This window comes from Mycobacterium sp. NGS66, assembly GCF_059812225.1.
The window spans coordinates 137,524-156,802 of sequence record NZ_JCALCG010000010.1 but is presented as its reverse complement, the minus strand read 5'-3'; the positions used below and the strand labels follow the sequence as shown (position 1 = coordinate 156,802).

Annotated in this window: 14 protein-coding genes and 4 pseudogenes; 7 read left to right on the top strand and 11 right to left on the bottom strand. The window is 64.6% G+C overall.

Translation table 11 applies throughout. The features are described 5' to 3' along the window. Nucleotides 1-59 precede the first annotated feature (59 nt). Together AC5Y2L_RS18745 and AC5Y2L_RS18740 are read right to left on the bottom strand one after the other, a co-directional pair. Nucleotides 60-761 carry a sensor domain-containing protein gene (locus AC5Y2L_RS18745; protein ID WP_499939286.1) on the bottom strand — a complete coding sequence of 234 codons (702 nt, stop codon included), beginning with the start codon at nt 759-761 and terminating at the stop codon, nt 60-62. Between the two features lie 113 nt (nt 762-874). After that, nucleotides 875-1,261, bottom strand: a complete 387-nt coding sequence (locus tag AC5Y2L_RS18740) for a PPOX class F420-dependent oxidoreductase (RefSeq protein ID WP_499939288.1) — start codon at nt 1,259-1,261, stop codon at nt 875-877. Between the two features lie 150 nt (nt 1,262-1,411). On the opposite strand from AC5Y2L_RS18740, the gene AC5Y2L_RS18735 reads away from it, so the two are divergent. After that, nucleotides 1,412-2,020, top strand: coding sequence for a TetR/AcrR family transcriptional regulator (locus AC5Y2L_RS18735; RefSeq protein WP_499939289.1), 609 nt, complete (start codon nt 1,412-1,414; stop codon nt 2,018-2,020). Between the two features lie 80 nt (nt 2,021-2,100). On the opposite strand, the gene AC5Y2L_RS18730 is transcribed toward AC5Y2L_RS18735, so the two are convergent. Together AC5Y2L_RS18730 and AC5Y2L_RS18725 are read right to left on the bottom strand one after the other, a co-directional pair. After that, nucleotides 2,101-3,303 carry a cytochrome P450 gene (locus AC5Y2L_RS18730; RefSeq protein WP_499939290.1) on the bottom strand — a complete coding sequence of 401 codons (1,203 nt, stop codon included), beginning with the start codon at nt 3,301-3,303 and terminating at the stop codon, nt 2,101-2,103. Nucleotides 3,304-3,312: 9 nt separating this feature from the next. Next, nucleotides 3,313-4,149 (bottom strand): mycofactocin-coupled SDR family oxidoreductase, encoded by an 837-nt coding sequence (locus tag AC5Y2L_RS18725; RefSeq protein WP_499939292.1) that lies wholly within the window; start codon nt 4,147-4,149, stop codon nt 3,313-3,315. A gap of 167 nt (nt 4,150-4,316) precedes the next feature. Here AC5Y2L_RS18725 and AC5Y2L_RS18720 point away from each other — a divergent pair. After that, nucleotides 4,317-4,469 (top strand): annotated as a pseudogene (locus AC5Y2L_RS18720) (type II toxin-antitoxin system VapB family antitoxin); the annotation flags it as partial. 97 nt (nt 4,470-4,566) lie between these two features. Then, nucleotides 4,567-4,951 (top strand): annotated as a pseudogene (locus AC5Y2L_RS18715) (PIN domain-containing protein). Nucleotides 4,952-5,020: 69 nt separating this feature from the next. On the opposite strand, the pseudogene AC5Y2L_RS18710 reads toward AC5Y2L_RS18715, so the two are convergent. From AC5Y2L_RS18710 to AC5Y2L_RS18695, 4 genes and pseudogenes are all read right to left on the bottom strand, one after another. Then, nucleotides 5,021-8,273 (bottom strand): annotated as a pseudogene (locus tag AC5Y2L_RS18710) (LuxR family transcriptional regulator). Nucleotides 8,274-8,484: 211 nt separating this feature from the next. Continuing rightward, nucleotides 8,485-9,288 (bottom strand): DUF3060 domain-containing protein, encoded by an 804-nt coding sequence (locus AC5Y2L_RS18705; protein WP_499939293.1) that lies wholly within the window; start codon nt 9,286-9,288, stop codon nt 8,485-8,487. 106 nt (nt 9,289-9,394) lie between these two features. Then, nucleotides 9,395-10,669, bottom strand: a complete 1,275-nt coding sequence (gene lipL / locus AC5Y2L_RS18700) for an esterase/beta-lactamase LipL (protein WP_499939295.1) — start codon at nt 10,667-10,669, stop codon at nt 9,395-9,397. A 78-nt stretch (nt 10,670-10,747) separates the two neighbouring features. Beyond that, the gene (locus tag AC5Y2L_RS18695) at nt 10,748-11,752 is read right to left on the bottom strand and encodes an ABC transporter ATP-binding protein (protein WP_499939296.1); all 1,005 of its coding nucleotides are present in this window, start codon (nt 11,750-11,752) and stop codon (nt 10,748-10,750) included. A 243-nt stretch (nt 11,753-11,995) separates the two neighbouring features. On the opposite strand from AC5Y2L_RS18695, the gene AC5Y2L_RS18690 reads away from it, so the two are divergent. Further along, nucleotides 11,996-13,432 carry an SPFH domain-containing protein gene (locus AC5Y2L_RS18690; RefSeq protein WP_499939298.1) on the top strand — a complete coding sequence of 479 codons (1,437 nt, stop codon included), beginning with the start codon at nt 11,996-11,998 and terminating at the stop codon, nt 13,430-13,432. Between the two features lie 37 nt (nt 13,433-13,469). Continuing rightward, a pseudogene (locus AC5Y2L_RS18685) lies at nt 13,470-13,718 on the top strand (three-helix bundle dimerization domain-containing protein); the annotation flags it as partial. 76 nt (nt 13,719-13,794) lie between these two features. Here the strand turns inward: AC5Y2L_RS18685 and ligD are convergent. Continuing rightward, nucleotides 13,795-14,835 carry a non-homologous end-joining DNA ligase gene (ligD, locus tag AC5Y2L_RS18680; RefSeq protein WP_499939300.1) on the bottom strand — a complete coding sequence of 347 codons (1,041 nt, stop codon included), beginning with the start codon at nt 14,833-14,835 and terminating at the stop codon, nt 13,795-13,797. Between the two features lie 37 nt (nt 14,836-14,872). On the opposite strand from ligD, the gene AC5Y2L_RS18675 reads away from it, so the two are divergent. Then, nucleotides 14,873-15,946, top strand: a complete 1,074-nt coding sequence (locus AC5Y2L_RS18675; RefSeq protein WP_499939302.1) for an ATP-dependent DNA ligase — start codon at nt 14,873-14,875, stop codon at nt 15,944-15,946. 72 nt (nt 15,947-16,018) lie between these two features. Here the strand turns inward: AC5Y2L_RS18675 and AC5Y2L_RS18670 are convergent, their stop codons facing one another. Then, a complete protein-coding gene (locus AC5Y2L_RS18670; RefSeq protein WP_499939303.1) occupies nt 16,019-17,263 on the bottom strand; it encodes a cytochrome P450 in 1,245 nt (414 codons plus the stop codon). Nucleotides 17,264-17,312: 49 nt separating this feature from the next. Here AC5Y2L_RS18670 and AC5Y2L_RS18665 point away from each other — a divergent pair, with 49 nt between their 5' ends. Next, nucleotides 17,313-18,356 (top strand): DUF2330 domain-containing protein, encoded by a 1,044-nt coding sequence (locus AC5Y2L_RS18665; RefSeq protein ID WP_499939304.1) that lies wholly within the window; start codon nt 17,313-17,315, stop codon nt 18,354-18,356. On the opposite strand, the gene AC5Y2L_RS18660 is transcribed toward AC5Y2L_RS18665, so the two are convergent. Beyond that, nucleotides 18,357-19,262 (bottom strand): haloalkane dehalogenase, encoded by a 906-nt coding sequence (locus AC5Y2L_RS18660; protein ID WP_499939306.1) that lies wholly within the window; start codon nt 19,260-19,262, stop codon nt 18,357-18,359. It abuts the gene before it with no gap. Between the last annotated feature and the right edge of the window lie 17 nt (nt 19,263-19,279).

Here is a 19,279-nt window from a genome sequence, read left to right as displayed (position 1 = left end):
GCTTGGCCAGTCGCTTTGCAATGCGGTATCACCGGCGCTAGCAATCGCCGCCAACCTCCCTATCCGGGTACCTTGCCGGCGATCTGATTCGCGATGTCAACGGCCGAGTTCTTCGGGTCCGCGCTGCAGGTGTTGACGTCGATGATCACGTTGTTCTTCGCCAAGAGCGCCCGCCCGCAAGCCTTCCAGCCACTGGACGGGGCATCCTGCAGCGTTGTGGTGGTACTCAACACCCCGTTGGCATTGGATATTGCGCCCACGGTCCAGTGCGTCTTGGACTGCACATGGGTGTAGTCGTGGCAGGTTTGCCATTGCTGAGCGGAGGCAGTGAAGAACTCCGCTGCTTTCTTCGCGTTGCGGAACAGCACAACTGCCTGCTCGGCGAAGTGAGTCAGATTGTCGCCATCCTGGCGATTGAGGGTCTGGTCGCGCACGGCGACGAAATCGCTGTTGGCGTAGACCTGTGCCTGCGCTGCGCCGTCGATCGCCAAGCACTCCTTGGGCGTCATCGTGGCGCTGTCGTCGGGCAACGCGGTGCGGCTGTTGGTGACCTTCAGGTCGCTTGCTCCCATTGCGGCGTTGATTTGCTCAGGCGGCAGCAGGAAGTCCTTCAGGGCACCTTCGGCGACCGGAGGCGGGGCTTTTTTGGTGCTGGTGGGTGTGGTGGACGACGCCTTATGGTCTTGGCCGGGCTGACTGTGACACCCGACGGTGACCCAGCACAGGGCCGTAATAGCTACTGCGGCAATCCATTTGCACATGCTGTCATCTCGTTCCCGCCACGGCTGATGGGCCTGCTACGGCCGATCCGGTTGGAGCTTGGATTCCACACCGTTGAATTATTACGCCTCGCCGGCGTCATTGCCCGTGACTTTCAGGCGGCCGGCGTGATTTCCACGCCGACGTGCACCTTGTCGATGCCGCCCCGGACTATTGAGTGTGCATAGAACCACCAGGCGTGATACCAATACCGTTTGAGCACGGCGTTGTACACCCGCTGGGTCTCCGATTTCGGCAGCACGCGTGCGACCGCCTCAACTTCTTCGCTCTTCGGCTTACCCAGTGCCGAACTCTTGGCGATCGTCACCCTGGGGGTGTTCTTGATCCGCTTGGTTTTCCATGAGCCGTCGTCGGTGATCACCAGAAGCTTGTCACCGTCGGGCACGCCCCAGATCGGGGTTGGCTTTGGGCGCCCGTCCTTGGTGAATGTGGTCAACAGCAAGTACTTGGACTTGATCACGTCGTTGAAACTGGCAGCCACGCTTTATCTCTTTCGTCAAGTGGGCATTCGGCACCAAATACCCTGCCCGGCCGGATCGCTAAACGTGGTGGTCAGCACGCGCATTGCCTTGACCAGCACCACCGGAGGTGCAAGCATCATTTGAGCGGTCGCTCAACGAGAATGGACGGCATGACAGCATCCGAACGACCTAAGGCACGCGACTCCAGTACACGCGACATGCTGGTCGATGCGACGAGTCAGATCATGGTCGAGGAGGGTTATGCGGCGGCGACGTCACGCCGCGTCGCGGCCAAAGCGGGCGTCAAACCCGCTCTGGTGCACTACTACTTCCCGACGATGGACGAGCTATATCTGGCCGTTTTTCGCCGCGGCGCCGCGGTCTACTTGGAGCGGCAGCGCGAGGCGCTGGCTTCCGACCGGCCTCTGCACGCGTTCTGGGACACCCTTACCGCGCCGAAGGATACCCGCCTGCTGCTGGAATTCATGGGGCTTGCCAACCACCGCAAAGAGATTCGCGCTGAGATAGCCGCGTGGTCGGAGCGTTGGCGCGACATGCAGATCACCGCACTGAACTTCATCGTTCGCGAACATGGCCTTGACACAGCCGAATTCCCGCCTGCGGGCCTCGCAGTCATTATTGCCGCGATCGGCCGGACCCTCATCCTGGAGGAAGGGTTGGGCACTTCACGCGGTCACGACGAGGCGGTCATGCTGGTACGCCGATTCCTCGACCGATTCGAGATGCCGACGCCGGAGGCACGCCGCGCGCAGCGCTGAACCTCGCCGAGCGTGCAATAGCTGCGAAAAATCGGGGCGCGATTTTCGCAGTCAGTACACGCTCGGCGATGCGCTGCGGATCATGGCAGCACGACGCGTAACCGCTCCCAGCCGCGGACCGTCGACGTCGGCGCCAATTTCGCGGTGTCGTAATCGATCCCCCACTCGGGCCAACGGTTGAGCATTTCGTCGAGCGCGACGCGGCCTTCCAGGCGGGCCAGGTTCGCGCCCAGGCAGTAGTGCACACCCTTGCCGAAGGTGATGTGCGAGATGTTGTCGCGATGGATGTTGAACGTGTCCGGATCGGTGTAGCGGCGCGGATCGCGGTTGGCGGCACCGAATAGCAATAGCATGGCGCTGCCGGCCGGGACAGTCGCGCCGTAGCACTCGAAATCCTTTGCCATCCAACGTGCGACATGCGGTCCGGTCGGTTCGAACCGCAGCGTCTCGTCGACGGCGCGATTCAGCAGCGATCGGTCTTCGTAGATTTCGCGGCGCTGCTCGGGATGCTCGGCGAGCACCTTTGCGAGCCAACCGATCAGCCGGCCCGTCGTCTCATTGCCCGCACCCGCCACCACCTGGGTGTAGTGCAGCACCTCTTTGCGGGTGAGCTTGCGGTGTACGCCCTGGTCGTCGTCGAACTCGACGTTGAGCAGCTGCGTCATCAAATCGTCGGAGGGATTCTTGGATCGCCACTCGACGTAGTCCGCATAGATCCGGCCGTCGGCGATGGAGTCGGCGTCGGCGACCTTCAGCGGCGCGCCGGGCTTGGTGCGCAGGTTGGCGTCGTTGGCGTCGCGCACCGAGATCTGTTCTGACTCAGGAATTCCCAGCAGCATGCCGATCACCCGCATCGGCATCATCGACGCCAGCTCAGCGATGATGTCGAAGCTGTCCGAGCCGACCAGCGGATCCAGGCACCGGACGCAGTAGGCGCGGATCTGGTCCTCGATGGCGGCCATCCGGCGCGGCGTGAACACCCGCGACATCAGCCCGCGCAGAGCCGTGTGTTCCGGCGGATCCTGGAACATCATCACCCCGCCGGGCATGTCGAATTTCGACTTGATCAGCTCGAGGATGTCGCTGCGCCGGTTGGAGAACACCTGCCAGTTCGCCAACGCCTGTTCGACGTCGGAATGCCTTGATAGCGCCCAGAAGTCATATCGCTCGTTGTAGTAGATCGGCGCCTCTTCGCGCAGGCGCGCATAGACCGGATACGGGTCGGCGATGATGCCGGTGTCGTAAGGGTCGTAGTAAACGTCCGTGTCGTGTGTGACTGTCATTGCTTCCCTCTACTTCAGGCAACTGCCGGCATCGATCGGAAGGGCGACGCCGGTGATGTAGCGCGCTTCGTCGGACGCCAGAAACAACACCGCGTTGCTGATATCTTCCGCGGTCACCCACGGGATCGGCAGGTAGTGAAAGGATTGGCACACTGGTGCGAGATCATCGGGGCCGGGATTCTCCAGCTCGGGCCGAAAGCCACGGTAGGTCTGCTCGTTCATCAACAGCGGGGTGTTCACGTGGGTTGGCAGCACTGCGTTGACCCTGATCATGCGCTGGCCCAATTCGACCGCGAAGGAACGCATCAGGCCGATCACGCCATGCTTTGCGGCGACGTAGGAGCCCATGTACGGATACGCCTTGACGCCGCCTACCGAGGACGTCAGCACGATCGAGCCGCCGCGATTTCCCGCCAGGATGTGGGGAACGCCGGCCTTCACCGTCTTCCAGACCCCGCTGAGGTTGACGTCGATCATCTCCTGCCAGAGCGCCTCGTCTGTCTTGTGCAGCTTTCCCCCATTGGTGCCGATTCCCGCGTTCGCGACGATAACGTCAAGGCGCCCAAGTTGTTCGACACCGCTGTCGACGGCTGCTTTGAGCGCGTCGAAGTCCCGGACGTCCACTTCGGCGGTCACGACGCGGCCGCCCGCGTCCTTGACCATCCCTGCGGTCACGTCCAAGTCTTCCGGCGTCGCGCCGGGTGCGGGCGAAGCCTCGAATCCTCGGCAGATGTCGACGGCGATGATGTCGGCGCCCTCCTGCGCAAGGCGGACGGCGTGACTTCTGCCCTGCCCGCGCGCGGCGCCGGTCACGAACGCGACCTTGCCCTCCATCCGGCCCGGCATGCGACCTCCATTGCTCGATGTTTGGGCGATCGCCCAATATAGGACTTGGGCCATGTGTAGCAGCACGCCGGCGAGATCGTCAAGACTGTTAGCGCGAGCGGGCCACGCGGGGGGTGATGTTGGCAATGTATCCTCGGTTGATACATTCCCCATGCTTGGAGGCTGCCGTGTCTGTCACACAGATCGACCTCGACGACGAAGCGTTGGCCGAGGTGATGCGGATCGCCGGTGTGCACACCAAAAAGGAAGCGGTGAACCTCGCGATGCGCGATTATGTCGAGCAGTTCCGCCGCATCGAGGCGCTAGCCCGGTCCCGCGAGCAGGCGAAGGACTGGGACTATGAGGGCTGGCTCGCCGCGCGTACCGACGAGAAGACTGTCGGGCCTTGATCTACTTCCTGGCGGATTCCTCCGCGGTCTGGCGGATCCAACGCCAACCGGAACTGACCGAGGCCTGGAGCTCCTCGCTTCGCAGGGGGGCCGTCGGATCGTGCGAACCACAACGAGCCGAGTTCCGTCGGTCGGCACGCAATGCGGACGAGTTCGACGAGATGAACCAGATGTTTCGCGATATCTACCCCGATGTATCAGTGCCGAAATCCGTTTGGGGGTGGATTGATTCGGCACAGCGTCGGCTCGCAAGCGTGGGCGCGGCGCGTGCCCTTTCTGTCGTCGATCTGCTGATCTGCGGCACCGCGGCGAACAAGCGCCTAGTAATCCTCCACGACGATGCCGATTACGAACTCGCACAGCGCCATCTTCCCGACGTCAGAGCGCGGCGCGTCGTTCCCGCCGACCAATGACCGCGAACAGACGCAAAATCGCCCATTTTCGTGCCGAAATGGGCAATTTTGCGTCTGCTCGCCAGGGGGTCAGGCGTGGCGGGCCGCCTCCTGGACCAGCCGCACTCGCGACGTCAGGCCCAGCTTCGAGTAGACGTGGGTGAGGTGCGATTGAACCGTGCGGGGTGAGACGAACAGCCTGGTCGCGATGTCGCTGTTGCCGAGTCCCTCGCTGACCAGTCGTACGACGTCTCGTTCGGTCGGGGTCAGCGAACCCCAACCGCTGGCGGGTCGTTTCCGTTCGCCGTGTCCGCGCCGAGCATAGGCAACTGCCTCCTCGGTGGACAACGCGGCGCCTTCGGCCCACGCTGCGTCAAAGTCCTCTTCTCCCATCGCATTTCGCAGCGCAGCGACAGACGAGTCATAGTCGGCTTCCCAAACCTTGAGCCGCCCGATGTCCATGCGTTGCCGCAGAGCGGCCGCCGCGCCGAAAAGTCGTCCAGCTTCCCGGTGGCTGCCGCGGCACACGGCAAGAGTGGCTGCGCATTCGAGGACGTCAGCAATGCCCACATAGGGAAAGCCTTCGGGCAGACTCGCCAAAGCCGCATGGACGTCGCGCTCGGCCTGCTCTGGCTCATTTTGCGCCATTGCCACGTGGGCACGCGTCACCAGTGAAAGCATCAGCGGGATCCAGCCTGGTGCCGACCCGACCGCGTCGTCGGCCCAAGCCCTGGCAGCGACCAGATCTCCACTGGCCGAGATGGCCTGCGCAGTGAGCTGCCGCGGGTGCGCGGCATACGCCGGAAGGACCCGCGCGTGCTGCCAAGCTGCCGCAGTGGCCTCTAGCGCGGCCCCGACATCCCCCGCCGCCAGGGCCGCAAATCCCAACGCGGAGTAGCAAATGCTTGAGACGAGAGGGCCAAATTCAGTCCCTGACTCGAGGCTTGCTTCGGCCGCAGCGCGGGCCGCCTCCCCGTCACCGCGCCACGCCAATGCGGTGGCCTGGTGCGCGAGGTTTCCCGCAGCAAGGATCCCGTCATGGGCGGCCATGGGCCTCGGCGGCCACCGCGCGAAATTGCGTGAGCGCTCCAGCGATATCGCTTTCGAGCATTTGTGACAGACCGAGGCAGGTGCGGCAATGACGCGAGTTGAACGTGTCACCGATTGATGCGGCGAGATCGCGTCCCTCCTCGGCGGCCACGCGCGCAGCGATGGGGTCACCGAAAAGCATCGCCGCGTGCGCCTGCCAGCCCAGGATTTGACTGAGCAACCATTTTTCGTCCGAGTGGCGCGCGAGTTCAATCGCTTCGGCGAAGTACTGCCCTGGCAGCTCCGCGTTGTGGGCAGCGGCCAGGCCACAGGCGGTCAGTGCTCTCACCAGCACAGCTGCATCCCCGATGTCGCGAGCAATTGCCAGAGCTTGTCGCGCCTGATTCACGTTCGGAGCGCCGATCCCGGCGTCGAGCACCGCTTTGTCGGCCAACGCTCGGGCGAGGACCGCTGCCGGTAGATCGGGGTCCTGTGCGACATCATCGGTGAGGACCGCGGCGAACCAAGCGAACCCTTCCAGGACGCGACCCCGCGCGAACCACAGCGGCAGAAGCGATGACGCCAGCGTCAACGCCAGCTCGATGTCGGAGTTTTCTCGGCACCAGTCAAACGCTGCCCGCAGATTATCGAATTCCATTTCGGCACGCTCGACATGCTGCTCATAGTCGCTACCTGCCGGCGCGTCGACCGCGGCCGCCATCGAAATGTAGAAGTCGCGATGCCGAGAGCGCACCGCATCCGCCTCGCCGGACTCGCCGAGCTTTTCCAGAGCGTACTGACGCACGGTCTCCAACAGCCGGTAGCGGGTTCGGTCCCCGCTGTCGTCGGCGACCACCAGTGACTTGTCGACCAGCAGGCTGAGCTGATCGAGCACCTGGTAGCGCTCGAGGTCACTCGAGCCCGCGACGGCTTGGGCGGCTTCGAGGTCGAACCCGCCGAGAAACACTGCGAGCCTGCGGAATAACACCCGTTCGGAGTCGGTCAACAACGCGTGCGACCAATCCACCGAGGCCCGCAACGTCTGCTGGCGGCGGACGGCCGTGCGCGCCCCGCCGGTCAGCAACCGGAAGCGGTCATGCAACGTGCCAACGATTTCGGCCAGCGACAACGCGCGCACCCGCGCCGCGGCGAGCTCGATGGCCAGCGGCAAACCGTCCAGGCGCCGGCAGATTTCGGCAACGGCCGCGGCATTGCCGTCGGTGACCGCGAATTCGGGCCGCGCGCGCCGGGCACGGTCGGTGAACAGCTCGACGGCTTCGTCGGCCAGCGACAACGACGGCACCCGCCAGCCGACCTCGCCGGCCACCCCGATAGGTTCGCGACTCGTCGCCAACAGCGTCACGCCAGCAGCGCCAAGCAGAGCCATGATCAGCTCCGCGCTCGCATCCAACAGATGCTCGCAGTTGTCCAGAACCACCAGCATCTGCCGGTCGGCGACGAACCGCAGGATCGTATCCATCGTCGAGCGGCCCGGTTGGTCAGGCAGGCCGAAAGCACGCGCAACCGCTACCGGCACAACGTCGGGATCGGTAACCGGTGCCAGGTCGACGTACCAGACGCCGTCAGCGAACTCGCCGGCCAGTTGCGCGGCGATCTGCACCGCCAGCCGGGTCTTGCCCACCCCGCCGGCGCCGGTCAGCGTGACCAGCCGATTGCCCGCCAACAGCTCGCGCACCTCGGTCAGCTCGGCGCAGCGTCCCACGAAGCTGGTGAGCTGTACCGGAAGACGCTGGGAGACAGCCGATTTGGATACCCGAAGCGGTGGAAACTCGGTGACCAGATCGGGATGGCACAGCTGCAGCACCCGCTCGGCACGCGGCAGATCACGCAGCGGATGAGTGCCCAGGTCGGTCAGCCACACGCCTTCCGGTAGGCGGTCAACCACCAATTGCTCTGCCGCACCGGACAATAAGGTCTGGCCACCGTGTCCCAGGTCGCGCAGTCGCGCGGTCCGATTGATCGTCGGGCCGACGTAATTACCTTCGTCGCGTAGCTGGATCTCACCGGAATGGATGCCGATGCGTAGCCGGATGGGCGCCAAGGGAGCACGCTGCAGTTCCAGCGCGGCAGCCACCGCGTCCGAGGCACGGGCGAACGCCACCACGAAGCTGTCACCCTCGCCCTGCTCGACGGGCCGCACCCCGTCATGCCTGGCAATCACCTGTGCCACGGTCTCGTTCAACCGGGCGATGGCAGACGTCATTTCGTCGGGCTGGGTTTCCCACAGCCGCGTCGAGCCCTCGACATCAGCCAACAGCAACGTGACCGTGCCCGTAGGCAATAGGCCGCTCACGTCAACTTCGCTCCAGTCCACCGGCGGCAGGTCCGCGTGTCGATCGATTTCGCTCATGGTAGCCAGCATGCGTCGTCGCGGGCGGCAAAACATCGGCGTATACGCGGAGATCCCGCCGGTCGAGGGCGGAGATTTTCTCCGGCGAGCAGACGCAAACTCCCCTATTTTCGTCGCAACTTGGGGGAGTTTGCGTCTGCTCGCGGTCAAGACGTCAACGCTGATTCACGTTGTTGTTGCGGCCGGACTTGGTGATCTTCGGCGAACCGGTGTGATAAGTGACGGTGTTGTTGTAGCTGTAAGCCGCGAATTCGACGGCGTCGACGGTGTCGCACTGCACCTGGTTGTCGTACATCGCAACCGTCAGGGTGCCGCAGTGGCCGGTGACGGTGACCCGGCTGCCGTAAAGGTTGATGACGACGGCGTCGACGCTGTCGGCCTGCACCCGGTTTCCGTAGGCGGACAACGTCATGCCGGCACAATGGCCGCGAGTGGAAAAGGTGTTGCCGTAGCCGGTGAAACTCAGCTTGCCGTCATTGCACGCGTTCTCCGTGATCGCGTTGCCGTAGCCGGAAACCTCGATGCGGTCAGCGTTTTCGAGCTGCACGCGAGTGTCGAAACCGCTCACCTGCAGGCTGGCGCAGTGGCCGGTGATGTTGACCGTGCTGTTGTTGGCGTTCAGCGTCAGGTTCCCGTCGTTGCAGGCGATCGTGTCGTTGGCTCCGTTTCCGCCGAGGCTGTAGCTGGCACCGTGTTCGAGGGTGATCGGGGCGCCCGTGGTGGCGCCGGGGTTGGGGTTCGCGGCCGTATTGCGCACCGAATTTATGCCCCAAAGGACCGCCATCGCGATCGGCACCAGAATCGCGACGGCCAAGGCGGCAAGCACTGGCCAACGCAATGAAGTTCGGCGCGGGGGTGACGTGAAGCCAGCGTCGTAAAACGGCCCACTGGCCGGCGCCGGACCACCAAATCCGCTTTCCAGCTCGCGGATCCGTTTCTCGGGATCGTCGTCTTTCATTTGCGACATGGTCCCACAGGAAGCCCGGCTCGGGCCGCCGAGCAGACGCAAAATCCCCTGTCTCGGGCCTAAATCAGGGGATTTTGCGTCTGCTCGCCGAAGAACTTCAGCGCCCTGCCGACGCTTGCGCTCCCACTTCGCGATAGGGCGAACCGAACTGCGGCACCGCGTGAAAGCCCCGCGTCGAGACCGCGGTGATGGCACGCCGTAGCGGCAGAATAAGCAGTGCAAAGAGAGCCATGTCGACGACGATCGGTGTGACAAGCCGATTGTGCACGAACGCGAAAGAGCTCTTGGTGGCCGGATCGGCCCACCCGATGGTTCCGCCCAGACCGGCATGGCCGTAGCCCCGCAACAGCCCGGGCACCGGTGACCCGTGGTAGCCGAGATGAAATGACATGGGGAACACCAGGTTCAGGTCCGGTCGCAGACTGATCTTGCCGAGTAGGCCATCCGCCAATTCCGAAGACAGGAACTGCATTCCGTCGATTCGCCCCCCGTTGGCCAGGGCACCGTACATCTTCGCCAGGGCACGGGCGGTCACCACCGCATTGACCGACGGGATCTCACTGTCGAGGAACGGGATGTCGCCCTGCACCAGCGAGGTGATGCCCGGGACATACATCGCGCCCAGGCCACCGGCTATCGGAGCCTCGGCGAGCAACGGCGCGAGGTGGTCGATCAACGGGTTGGCACGAGTGTTCTGCGGGAACATGATCTGCGCAACCTGGGTCGGCGCGTCTTTCGGCGGCCGGCCCAGATGCAGACCGTCGGTATCGAGTGGCTGCGCGATCTCGCGGCGGAACAACTCGCGCATGCCCATGCCCGTAATCGCCCGGGCCAGACCGGAGACCAGCCAGCCGTAGGTGAAGGCATGGTAAGCGGCGCGTCCCGCATAGCGATCCACCGGCGCCGCAGCGATCCGCTGCTCCATCGAGCGGTGATCCAGCAGCTCGTCCTTGGTCACACCCTGCAGGTGCGACAAGCCGGCGCGGTGACGAAGCATGTCGCGCACGGTGATGTCCGACTTGCCGTTGGCGCCGAATTCCGGCCAGTAGCGGGCGACCGGCTCGTCGTAGGACAGCAACCCGCGGTCGACGAGCCTGTGCAGGACCGTCGCGGCCACGCCCTTGCTCGCTGAGAAGACCATGGCTCCGGTGTCTGCCGTCCAAGGCACCTCGCCGTGGCGATCCGACCAGCCGGTCCAGACGTCGACGACGGGTTCGCCCTCGACATAGACCGCCAGCGAACCGCCACCGAACCGAGGATCGCAAAACAACTTGGCGAAGGTTTGGACGGCACACGAGAACCGGGGGTCAGCCGCACCCTGCACGTGCTTCGGCAGACCACTGCCGGGCTGCAGAAGTGACTGGTCCGTCATGGCATGATGCGGTAGCGACGCTGAGACATGAGAAGCATGTTATCAGCAGCGGATAAGCGCATTCTCTCCCGTCGCCAATCAGCGTCTCCCGGAGACAGCCATGTCGGAGTCCTCGAGGTCTGCACGAATGGCCTCCTGGGCTTTCGGCGGCAGCGAGTGCAGAATCTCGCGCACCCGGGCCCTCCTGCGCTCGACAGCCTTGCGCTCCGGCATCCCGGGCGTCGCGACGACCTGCGGCGGCACCCCCTCGATGTCCTCCACGCCGCCGGCATGCTGACCGGCTTCCACCATCGCCTGCTCTTCGGCCATCGTCGACTCGTCCTTTTCCTCCGACATGCCGATCGGGCCGATCCGACGGCCGTTGAGGAACTGTTTGACAACCGGCTCATCGCTGGTCAGCAGCACTTCACGGGGACCGAACATGACCAGGTGCTTGCGGAACAGCATGCCGATGTTGTCCGGCACGGTGCGAGCGACGTTGATGTTGTGCGTCACGATCAGAATCGTGCAATCGATTTGCGCATTGATGTCGATCAGGAGCTGACACAGGTATGCGGTGCGGACCGGGTCCAGTCCGGAGTCGGGCTCGTCGCACAGGATGATCTGCGGGTCGAGCACCAGCGAGCGGGCCAGGCCGGCGCGCTTCTTCATACCGCCGGAGATCTCGCCCGGGTACTTCTTCTCGTCACCCTGGAGACCCACCAGTGCGAGCTTCTCCATGACAATGTCCCGGATTTCGCTTTCCGTCTTCTTGGTGTGCTCGCGCAACGGGAACGCGGTGTTGTCGTAGAGCGTCATAGAGCCGAACAGCGCGCCGTCCTGGAACATGACGCCGAACAGCTTGCGGATGTCGTACAGCTCTTTCGCCGACGCTTCGATGATGTCGACTCCGTTGACGACGATGCTGCCGCGTTCCGGGCGCAACAGCCCGATCAACGACTTCAAAAACACGGACTTGCCGGTCCCGGAAGGGCCGATGAGTCCGCTGACCTCACCCGCAGGGATCTCCATCGTGACGTTTTCCCAGACTCGGGTGGGGCCGAATGACTTGGTCAGGCCTGCTACTGATATGCCGATGCCCACTTGTTTTCCCCTAATTGGTTGGTCTTTCTGCAGCCGCAGAGATTGCTATAGATCTTGGGGTAACCGCTTAACCGGGTCGGGAACCGCGTCGCGGCGAGATTTCGTTCGTAAGGCCTCCCGGCCAGTGCCGACCGCAAAGCCGATCCCGATCAAACGCAAGGATTTCGCAAGGTTTTCGGCGCAGAATGAGCGTTGTCGATCGCCCCGACCGACTGTGCGATGCACCCCTAAGGAGAACGACAAATGTTCGGTTACCGAGTGCCGAGCCCGGATCAGGCGATGCTGATCTCCGGCGGCAAGCAGAAGACCGAGGGCGCGCAGTTCAAGGTGGTGATCGGCCACGGCGCGTGGGTGATGCCGGGCTTTCGCAAGGTGCGCTTTCTAGGTCTCGACCTACACAAGGTGGAGATCGAGGAAACCTGCCGCAGCACCGAAGGAATCCTGCTCAACCTCAAGGCCGTCGTCGCCTTCAAGGTTCAATCCGACATTCCCGCGGTCAACGCCGCCGCTCAACGCCTTCTCGGTGAGCAGCGAAAGGGCGAGATGGAGGACATGACCCGCAACATCTTCGCCGGCCACCTACGCTCCATCGTCGGCGCCATGAAGGTTGTCGACATCCACCGCAACCGGGACGCGTTGGCCGAGGAGATCCTCAAGCAGTCACAGTTCGAGATGAGCAAGCTCGGCCTTACGGTGGACTCGCTGCAGATCGAGCATTTCGACGACGCCGGCTCCGGCTACCTGGACAACCTCGCGGCGCCCCACCTCGCCGAAGCGGCCAAAGAAGCTGCCATTGCCGCCGCTCGCGCGGACCAGGAATCGGCCCAGGCCCGTCAAGAAGCCGAGCGCAAGAAGAACGACCAGATCCGCGAGACCCAACTCAAGCAGGCCGCGATCAAGGCCGAAGTGGACAAGGCCAACGCGGAGGCCAACGCGGCCGGCCAGCTGGCCGAAGCCGACGTCGAGCGGCAGGTGCTGGAGCGCCGACAGGCGGTGGCCGACACGAATGCGGCGCTGCGAGAGCGTGAGCTGATCGCCGAGCAGATCAAACCCGCCGAGGCCCAAGCCCGTCGGGTGCGCATTGAGGCCGACGCCCAGACCAGCGCGGCCGAGGCCGCCGCCAACCGGGCCGGGTTCGAGGCCGAGGCCGCCGCGACTCGTGAGGTGAAACAGGCCCAGGCGGCTGCGGCGAAGGTGAAGGTCGAAGCCGAGGCCCAGCGTGATGCCGCGGCCTTCAAAGCCGAAGCCACCCGCGCCGAGGGCGAAGCCAGGGCCGCCGCCCGCCGAGCCGAGGGTGAAGCCGAAGCCGCCGCAAAGCAGGCCTACGAACTCGCCGAGGCTGCGGGTGCGCTGAAAAAGGCCGAGGCGCTGGCTGCCAACAACAACGCTCAGATCGAAGCCAAGCGGGTCGAGGTCATGCCGGCCATCGCCCGCGAGTTGGCTCAGGGTCTCGGGCTGCAGCACGCGAACCTCAACATCCTCAACGGCGGCGCGGGACTGGCCGAGCTCGTCGGCGCGCTTGGCCCGATCTACCAGATGGTCACGAGCATGTTCGCGACCAAGCCGCAGGACGGCTCCGACAAGGGCAAGCAAACGAACGGCCTGGACATCTCACAGGCCTTCACCGCGGTCGAGGAAGTCGACAAGGTGCTCAAGAAAGACGGCGCGCCGAACCCGTGACGGGTTGGGATCGCGCTGCGCTTAATCTTTTGCCCCAGTGAACATCTCGCGAACAAGCCAACTACTGGACACAAACGGCTTCGCTGCTTATGGTGACGGCGTGCCTCAAGAAGAGCGGGCACAGATCGATGCGGTTGAGCATCGTCTAGCCCAGAAGTACGTCGAACTTCCGCACGATCACGTTGCCAATGTAGTCCAGCAGGTATACGCCCGTTTCGACCAGAGCAAACTGCGCGGTTACATTCCATTGCTGGTCGAGCGCCGCGCCGCCGAAGAACTGGCGATGTCGACGACAAGCCGCAGACCGCTGGTGAAGGGCGACCCTGCCGTGGCGTGGCGAGTGGGCTGACGGCCAAGCGGCGTCACTTCGGCTTTTGTTTCCTTGTCAGATCGGTATTTCGCGACGGCTGCACCCGCTTCGGCTCGCCCGGCATCTTCGGATAGTTCGGCGGGTACGGCATGTCGCCGAGTCCACGCTCTTCGTCGGCGTCGGCCATTTCCAGCAACGGGGTAATTGACTGAGCCACTTCGTCCATGCCGGCCCATGGGTCGTCGCGACGCCGCACCAAATCGGGCACGGTGGCCATGGTGTAGTCGTCGGGGTCGGCCTCGGCCAATTCGTCCCACGTCAGTGGTGTCGACACCGTCGCGATCGGGGTGCGCCGCACCGAATACGCCGACGCCATCGTCCGGTCGCGGGCATTCTGGTTGAAGTCGATGAATATGCGTTCGCCGCGTTCTTCCTTCCACCATGAGGTGGTGACCGCGTCCGGCGCGCGCCGCTCGACCTCGCGGGCCAACGCAATGCCCGCGCGGCGTACCACGACGAAATCCCAGTCGGTGGCGATCCGCAGGAACACGTGAATCCCACGGCCGCCCGACGTTTTCGCATAGCCGACCAGACCGAGCTCGTCGAGCAGCGGCCGCAACACGTCGACAGCCACCCCACGCGCCTCCTCGAAGCCGGTGCCGGGCTGCGGATCCAGGTCGATGCGCAATTCGTCCGGATGATCGGTGTCGGGGCAGCGGACCTGCCAGGGATGCAGCGTGATGGTGCCCATCTGCGCCGCCCACACGACGGCCGCGGGGTGGGTGACCTTCAGCGCGTCGGCGGTGCGTCCGGACGGGAACGTCACCCGGCAGGTCTGCAGGTAGTCGGGATGATGCTGCGGCACCCGTTTCTGGTAGATCTCCTCCCCGTCGATTCCGTCCGGGAAGCGCTGCAGGTGGGTGGGCCGGTCGCGCAGCGTAGCCAGCATCGGGCCCCCCGCCACGGCACGGTAGTAGTCGACCAGCCGGCCCTTGGTGCCGTTGGACCCGAGCTGGGGGAAATACACCTTGTCCCGGTTGGTCACCCGGACGGCGATGCCGTCGACCTCGAGTTCTTCTGCTGCAGCGGCCATATGTGGATTCCAGCATGCCGCACGCCAGAATGAACGGATGGACTTACCTGTGATGCCGCCGGTTTCGCCGATGCTGGCCAAGTCAGTCAAGACGATGCCGTCGGATGCGTCGTATGAGCCCAAATGGGACGGCTTCAGGTCCATCTGTTTTCGCGACGGCGACGAAGTCGAGCTGGGCAGCCGCAACGAGCGGCCGATGACCCGCTACTTCCCCGAGTTGGTCGCCGCGGTCAAGGCCGAACTGCCGCCGCGTTGCGTGATCGACGGCGAGATAGTGATCGCCACCGATCACGGGTTGGATTTCGAGGCCCTGCAACAACGCATCCATCCCGCCGATTCGCGGGTACGGATGCTCGCCGAGCACACGCCGGCGTCGTTCATCGCTTTCGACTTGCTCGCCCTCGGCGACCAGGACTACACCCGCCAACCGTTCACCGAGCGGCGCGCTGCCCTCGTCGAAGCCCTGGACGGCTCCGGCCCGTCGATCCACGTCACCCCGGCCACCACCGATCTCGCCACCGCGCAACGCTGGTTTTCCGAGTTCGAGGGAGCGGGCCTGGACGGCGTCGTCGCCAAGCCACTTGGCATCACCTACCAACCGGACAAGCGGGTCATGTTCAAGATCAAGCATGAGCGGACCGCCGACTGCGTGGTCGCCGGCTATCGGGTGCACAAGTCGGGCGGTGAGGCGATCGGGTCGCTGTTGCTCGGGCTTTATCAGGACGATGGCCAGCTCGCGTCGGTGGGCGTCATCGGCGCCTTCCCGATGGCCGAACGGCGCCGGTTGTACGCCGAATTGCAGCCCCTGGTAACCAGTTTCGACGACCACCCGTGGAACTGGGCGGCCCATGAAGCCGGCGAGCGCACCCCACGCAAGAACGAATTCTCACGCTGGAACGCCGGCAAGGACCTCTCGTTCGTCCCGCTGCGTCCCGAACGCGTCGTCGAGGTCCGCTACGACCACATGGAAGGTCAACGGTTCCGCCACACCGCCCAGTTCAGCCGGTGGCGCCCCGACCGTGACCCGCGTTCATGTAACTATGAACAACTCGAACAGCCAGTGACTTTCAGCCTGACCGACATCGTCCCCGGGCTCGTCCCCGGGCCGTGAGGGTGCGCAAATGTACGCGAAAACCGGTGTTTGACCGTACATTTGCGTACCCTCGCGGATGGGCGGCGGGGCTCAGACAGCCACGGGCAGGGTGGACAGCCCGCGCAGCGTGACGTTCGCCTTATAGCGTGGCTCGCCGTCCAGCCGCGCGTCGGGGAAACGCGCCGCCAGGGCCGACAGCGCGACGCCGGCTTCCAGCCGCGCCAGCGGCGCCCCCAGGCAGTAATGCGCGCCGTGGCCAAAACCCAAGTGCCGCAACGTCCCGCGGTCGGGATCGAATTCATCGGGCCGCTCGAACTCGGCGGGATCGCGTTGGGCCGCGGCCAATAGCAGCATCATCACGTCGCCGGCGGGCACGTCGATACCCGCAATCGTCATGTCCTGCGTGGCAATTCGGCCGACCATCTGTACCGGCGGGTCGTAGCGCAGGGTTTCCTCGATGACGGCCGCGGCACGGCTACCGTCGCCGCCCAGCAGCGACCACTGCACGGGCTGACGCAGCAAAGCCAGGACGGCGTTGGCGATCAGGTTGACGGTGGTTTCGTGTCCGGCAACCAGCAGCAGGACGCAGGTGGAGATGATTTCCTCCTCGGTCAGCTGGTCGCCAGACTCCTCCACCGCGATAAGCCCCGACATCAAGTCCTCGCCGGGCCGCGAGCGTCGCCGCTCGATCAGCGCATGCAGATAATCGCGCAGCCACATACCGGCCTGAATCCGCTCGTTCATGCCCTCCGACGGCGCGCCGGTGAACGTGACGAACGGGTCCAGAGCCTGCGCCAGCAGCGCCGACGCGTGACTGAACTGCGGCTCGTCCTCCAGTGGCACGCCCAGCAGCCGACAGATGACCGCCACCGGAAGCGGATAGGCAAAGTCTGCGACGGCATCGAACCGGCCACGCTCGCTGTTCCGATCGAGCAGTTCGTCCACCAACGCCGTGATGTCGGGTTGCAAGGCGCTGACCACTTTCGGGGCGAACGCCTTGCTGACCAGCTTGCGTAGCCGGGTGTGATCGGGCGGGTCGAGGAACAGAAATCCGGGCGGGAACTGCGGGGGTGCAAAGCGACCGCTTTCAATCTGTTGTCGGGTGATCGTTGATTTCATCCGGTCGCTGCTTGACGACGGATGCCGCAACACCTCGTCGCAGTCCCGATAAGCCGAGAACACGGCGAAATGCGACTGGGGCAGGTGCAGCGGACCGCCGTCACGAAACCGCGCGTAGATCGGATAGGGGTCAGCCCGGTTGGCCGAGTCCAGCAGCTGCCGCAGCAATGCCCGGGATTCGGCTAGGTCAGCGGGTTCGAGTGGCCGCGTCGTCATGGTGACATTGTGCCTGCGCGTGGCAGTGTCGCCACGTAGCATGTGCGCCATGACCGTGCTGCGCGCGTGTCGGTTGGCCCCCGTGCTGATGCTCGGTTGGGCCGCCGTGGCGCTGGCCGCACCAGGACACGCGTGCGCGTGCGGTGCGCTGGTCTCCCCACCCGACGGCCGGGCGTTGATGAATCATGAAGTCGCGCTTGTCCATTGGGACGGTTCGATCGAGAACATCGTGATGCAGCTCGGGTTGAATGCCAGCAGCGACAACGTCGCTCTCGTGGTGCCGACCCCCACCCCGGCCACCGTCGTGGCCGCCGAAAAGGCCACCTTCGTGGAATTGGAGTCCCTCACCGCGCCGGAGATCAAGAACCGACGGCACTTCAAGCTGGGATCGGTCTTGGCGGCGTCCGGCTCCCGCGCCGCAGCGCCCACCGCCGCCCCGAATGTGGTCAACCAGGTGCAGCTGGGACCGCTGGAGGCCACCACGTTGGCCGGCGGCGACTCGGCCGGATTGCGGAAGTGGCTGGCGGACAACGGTTATGCCATTCGGCCGGCGGTCTCGGCCGCATTGGATCCGTACGTGCGCGACGGATGGTCGTTCGTGGCAATGCGGCTGACCAGCACGGCCCCGATAGTGGGTGGGCTCAAGCCGGTGCGGATGACCTTTCAGTCGCCGCGGCTGGTCTATCCCATGCGTTTGTCGGTCGCGGCGTCGGACCCGCAGAGAGTCACCGTCTTCACGCTCACCGAACATCGACAGCAGCGCACCGATGCCGACACCGCCGGCCAGACCAGCCAGGTCCAGTTCGCGGGCAACGTGTCGAGCACCGTTCACGACCCGCTGCTGCGCGAGTTGACCGGAAATCACGGCAGCTATCTGACCAAGATTCAGATCGATATCCCAAAACCGGCGCAGATCACGTCTGACTTCGAGTTCGGCAACGCGCCCAACGACGACGCCTACCGTCAGGTCATCTTCGTCGAGCGCGACGTCGGCATCCCGATCGAGCCAATCGTGTTGGTAGTGCTGCTGTTTGGCGCCGCGGCCGTGGTGGTGGTGGTTGTCCTTCGGCGGCGGATGGTCGGTTCACGCTGATCAGCGCCGCAAGAACTCCGCGATGTGGTTGGCCAGCTCCGCACCGGCATCCTCTTGCAGGAAGTGGCCGGCGCCGCGCAGCAGCGGATGGTTGATGCCTTGTGCGCCGCGCATCTCACGCTGAAAGATCGGGCCCATCGCGCCGGTGAACGGGTCGCTGTCGCTGAAGGCGACCAGCATGGGTGTCGGGCTCACGGACAACTTCGCCCACGCCGATTTGTTGGCCGCCGCGGCTGGATCGTCCGGCGAGGTCGGCACCAGCCCCGGCATCGCCCGCGGCCCAATGCAATACGTGTCATCGGGAAATGGCGCGTCGTAACCTGCTCGCACGTCGTCGTTCATCTGCGTGCGACACGCGCCCTGAATGAACCAGCCGATGTTCAACTCCGGCTGCGTCTGGATGACCTCGCGAAACCGCCACCAGATCTTCGGCATTGGCTGCTCGCCGGTGGGCAGCCCGGTGTTGGCCACGACGATCCGGCTGAACCGCTCGGGGTGCTCGGCGGCCAGCCGCAGCCCGATCAGCCCGCCCCAGTCCTGACCGACCAGGGTGACGTTCTTCAGGTCGAGAACGTCGAAGGCCAGCGCCCGCATCCACTCGACGTGCCGCGCGTAGGTGTGGTCCTCGAGCCGGGTCGGCTTGTCGGAACGGCCGAAGCCAACCAGATCCGGACAGATGACCCGGTGTCCGGCCGCGGCCAAAACAGGGATCATCTTGCGATACAGGTAGGACCAGGACGGCTCGCCGTGCAGCATCAAGATGGGATCTGCGGTGTCCGTGCCGTCCTCGACCCAGGCCATCCGCAGTGTTCCGCCGTCGTCGTCGGAGACATCGCAATACCTTGGCGCATAAGGAAAGTCGGGCAGGTCGACGAAGCGTTCGTCGGGTGTGCGCAGCGTCTGCATGCCTGCGAAGATACCCC